A 4225-nucleotide genomic window follows, 5' to 3' on the forward strand; every position below is an offset into this window, starting at 1 on the left:
GGGGTGTTCTTGAGTACCGCTGATCAGCGGTTTGGATGGGTGTTCGGAGATCGTTGCCCGTTGTGAGGGTGATCGTTGCCCGGGTCTGGGGTGGGTGCGGGATCCGCCTGCCCCGTTTCGTGATCCTCTCGTACAGTGTGGGGTGAAGTGTCTGTCCACTCGGCGCGCTTTGTGTTGAGTTGGATGGTGTTTGGCCTCGTGCTGAAGGGGCTGGTCATGGCGTCAATGCTGGAGAGGCTGCGGGCCAGGGCGTCGGTTTCGCGGGGGCGGGTGGAGGATCTGCGTGCGCGGATCGCTGCGCTTCAGAAGCAGCTCGCCGAGGAGGAAGAGCAGTTGGCTCGGTGGGCGGTGGCTGCGGAGGTCGTGGCCGAGGTGCTGTCCGAGGATGACTCGGAGGGCGAGGAGATGCCGCTCGTTCCGGAGGTATCGGCCGGGTCGTCGCCGGTGGCGGCGGCCGCCGTGGAACGGGCGGTGGTCTCGGCCCCGGTGAGACGGGCCGACGGCGAGGTGTTGTCCGAGGCGAACGAGGATGTGGTCCTCGCGCTGGCGTCGGCGGGCAGGCCGTTGCGGTCGCGGCAGCTCTGCGAGGCGGTCGGTCAGGAGACGGACCACCGTCGGATCGAGGGGATGCGGACGAAGCTGAAGCGGCTGGTCAAGCAGGGCTGGCTGACCGAGGACCAGGTCGGTTTGTTCACGATCGCGCCTGGGGTCGGGGATCCACCTGGCCCGAGTGCGGTGGTGAATGGTGCCGTGGTCGAAGACGTTCAAAGCGACGCCGCCGGGAGTGCCATCCCGGCGGCGCCTGGGGTTGCGTGAGCGCCCTGAACCAAGAAGAAGAGGCTCGCGCTTCCCCGACGATAGTGCCGTTGCGCGGTGTTGGGTTCGCTGAGCCGTAACTGCGCTCTGGCCTGCGGTTATTGCAGTGTGTGGGCTGTGGCCAGGAAGGTTTTGGCGACAGGTGTCTGCGCATTTACCGTCTGGCAGGCGGCGGCCACAGCGGGGTGTTCAGGCCCGCTTCGAGGCGGGCGATGGTGGCGACGTCGGGCCAGGTCCTGCCGTCGAGGACGTCGCCGATGGTCTGCCGGTTGATGCCCAGGTGCTCGGCGGCCGCCCGGCGGCTCCAGCCCCGATCCTGAAGGGCTTCGGTGAGGTGGCGGGCGATGGTCTGGACGACTGCTGCGGCGATATCGTCGATGACCGCGTCGGGCCAGGCTTCCGGATTGCGGGCGTGTTCCCGGGGCGCGCGGGAGCGCGCCCTGCCTCCGACCATGCTTCCACGCTCCTTGTTGTCGAGGCCGTACGCGACTTGGGCGGCAGGTTGTCCTGCCGGTATTCGTGGTCCATGGCACTCGATCCGCGGACGTCTTCGGCTATCGACGCGTACGCCCCGCGCGATCCGGCGCCCGTCTGGGACGAGGTCGCCGATCTGGTGAAGGCGGTGGTCACCGCGACGGTTCTGCGGGTGCCCTACGCCGTCGAGGACCTCTTGCATGTCGTCGCCCGCCTCGCGATCTGGGCGGAAGGGCGGGGAGTGGCCCGCGAACCGGCGGCCTGGCTGCGCGGCGAGACCATCGATGTGTTCGTGCTGACCGGCTGCGCGGGCCTGGCCCCGGGCACCTTGCGCACGTATCGGACGTGGCTGCGGCGGGTGCGTGACGTCCTGGTCTGGGACGACGTCGGGGAGAGCGAGCCGATCAAGTTGACCGCCCCGCCCGCGCCAGCGTCGCCTTACGCCGTGGGCGAGGTCGACCGGCTCCGCTGTTGGGCCGGGCAGCTGAGGCCCCGCCCCCGTCTCGACGCGTTGGCTCTGCTCGCGCTCGGCGACGGGATGGGACTGGCCCCGGGAGAGATCGCCCGCCTGCGCGGGACGGACATCCGCCGCACCCGCTCGGGGGCCTGCATCCTGGACGCCGCAGTGCTCGGGCGCCTGCTCGTGGCCCGCGCCGAATGGGAGAGCACTCTCACCGAGCTGGCGGATCAGGCCGGGGACGACTTCCTGTTCCGGCCTGGCCACCAGGACCCGGCGCCGGACAACTTGATCTCTTCGTGGACCTGGCAGCACCGGCCCGACGATCCGCTGCCTCGCATGAACGCCCGCCGTCTGCGGGCCAGTTGGATCGTGTCGTTGATGCGGCGCCGGATCGATCCCGGAGTGATCGCGGCCGCGGCCGGGCTCGCCTCGACCGCCTCGCTCGCCCGCTACCAGCATTTCGTGCCCTCGCCCAGCGCGAAGGAGACGGCCCGGCTCCTGCGGGGCAACACGTGAGGGCCCCGCCACAGGGTCATCCGGCCGCTGCCCGCACGAGCCGTCCCAGGCCGATGACCGATGCCCCAGCTAGAATCCCGGACTCGAAGGTGTTCCAGCTGGCCGCTCTCCTGGATCACTCGGGTGTCCTTGACCTGATCGATCAGGAGGTGGGACGGCGGCCGGGGCCTGCGCCACTGCCCGTTCGATCGGTGCTGACCGGGCTGCTGCTGGCCGTCCACTACACCGGCAAGGCCACTCTTGCCGAGGCTTGGCGCGTCCTCGCCTTCAGTCTCTCGCCCACCGCCGGACACAGGCTCGGCGTTGCACACATCGCCCCGCCGGCGTTGTCGGGCCGCATCTACCGGGCCTTCGACCGCGTCACCACAGTGCTCGACCCGGCCCGCTGCGACCGAAGGCGCCGTCTCCCGCTCGGTGAGGTCGAACGGTTCACTGCTGCCTGGGAAGACAACGACGCAGAGCATGTCCGCAAGAAGACGGTGCTGCAGCAGATCTGCACCGCGCTGATCAGCGAGACGGTCAAGATCGCGCACCGCTGCGGGACACTGAAGCACTGGCGAGGCGACATCGGCATCGACGCGACGGCCCTGCCTTCCTGGCACAAGCCCGCCAGCAGGCGACGACAGCTCGCTTCCCTCGACGTCACCGCGGGCTGGCACTTCAGCGGCGGATCGAGTGAACCGACCTTCGGCCTGAGCGGCCACCTCGCCCTGGCCGCCCTGCCCCGGCTCCGCTCCGGCCGCATCGCCCAGATCGCGCTTGGCCTGGTCGTCGACTATCCCGGACGCCGCACCGGCATCAACGCCATCGCCCTGCTCACGCCGCTGGCTGAACTCGGCCTGCCCACTGCCACCCTGGCCGTCGACCGCCTCTACACTGACGCCCGTCCCGAAACTTTCGCCCTGCCCGCCCGCGCACTCGGTTACCGGCTCGTCCTCGACTACAAGCAGGACCAGCGGGGCATCCAGGGCAGCCACGGCGGCGCCATCATGATCGACGGCACCCTCGCCTGCCCGTTCATCCCACCCGCCCTCGCGAACGCCTCCCACCGTCTCGCCGACCATGCGGCCCGCGACCCGGACGAGCTCACCGCTACCCGCATCAACAACCGGAAGCCGTACTTCCTCCACCTCAAGCAAGGCCCAGACGACAGTGGGGCGATCCGGCTCGCCTGCCCGGCCTCCGGAACCTCGCCGACCGTCAACTGCCCGCGCAGGCCGGCCGCCGACGGCCCACCACGAACCCTCGACCTCACCGATGCGCGACAACGATCCACGCACCCGGCCGCCCGCCCCACCGTGATCGCCCCGTCGGTGCCGAGAGACCAACGGCCGGACATCTGCCGCCAAAAGTCGATCACCATCCGCCCCGGCGACCTCGGCACGATGGAGAAGTTCCGCCAGGACCTTCCCTACCTCACCGACGCCTGGACCAGCACTTTTACGGTCACTAGGGCCCAGAACGAGGGGATCAACGGCATCATCAAGGGACACCGGATCGACATCTCCGAGCCAAAGAACCGGCTCGCCCACGGCCGCGTCGCCCAGACCCTGCTCGTCGCCCTCATGATCACTATCGCGAACCTGACGATCCTGGACGTCTACTGCCAGACCACCCGCGGCGAGCACCTGCCCGCGACCGCCTACACCGAAAACGTCCCCACCGAGCCGGAGCGGCCCGTTCCTCAGCCAACCGGCCGTCCCCCACCCTGCACACCACGATGATCCGGAAGTGAACAGCCACACCAACCGCCGCCACGAGACCTTCCCAGTCCCGCAGCCACACCACCGCGCGCTCTCCGGCATCGGCCACCCCCGGAAGACGCCTCCAAGCGCCCCGGAACCGCCGCTCAGCTCCAGCCGACCCTCAAAACGCCCCCGAAAACTGCAAGATCCCGCCCGATCAACTCGACCGGACGGGATCTCAAGAACCGCACCCGAGAGATCTCAGAAACAGTCC

The 4225-nt window shown here is 69.4% G+C and carries 4 protein-coding genes; 3 read left to right on the top strand and 1 reads right to left on the bottom strand.

Annotated elements, in window-relative coordinates:
• Positions 1–183: 183 nt before the first annotated feature.
• Positions 184–816: a hypothetical protein gene (locus AC5P1B_RS35475; RefSeq protein ID WP_493892154.1), complete on the top strand. Its 633-nt coding sequence runs from the start codon at positions 184–186 to the stop codon at positions 814–816.
• 154 nt (positions 817–970) lie between these two features.
• Here AC5P1B_RS35475 and AC5P1B_RS35480 read toward each other — a convergent pair whose 3' ends face one another.
• Positions 971–1270, bottom strand: coding sequence for a helix-turn-helix domain-containing protein (locus AC5P1B_RS35480; protein WP_493892155.1), 300 nt, complete (start codon positions 1268–1270; stop codon positions 971–973).
• A 72-nt stretch (positions 1271–1342) separates the two neighbouring features.
• Between AC5P1B_RS35480 and AC5P1B_RS35485 the strand changes: the two genes are divergently transcribed.
• Both AC5P1B_RS35485 and AC5P1B_RS35490 read left to right on the top strand, forming a co-directional pair.
• Positions 1343–2266 (top strand): hypothetical protein, encoded by a 924-nt coding sequence (locus tag AC5P1B_RS35485; protein ID WP_493892156.1) that lies wholly within the window; start codon positions 1343–1345, stop codon positions 2264–2266.
• Positions 2267–2319: 53 nt separating this feature from the next.
• A complete protein-coding gene (locus tag AC5P1B_RS35490; protein ID WP_493892157.1) occupies positions 2320–3990 on the top strand; it encodes a hypothetical protein in 1671 nt (556 codons plus the stop codon).
• Positions 3991–4225 lie beyond the last annotated feature (235 nt).

The sequence above is a fragment of the Streptomyces sp. A01 genome, from assembly GCF_059026195.1.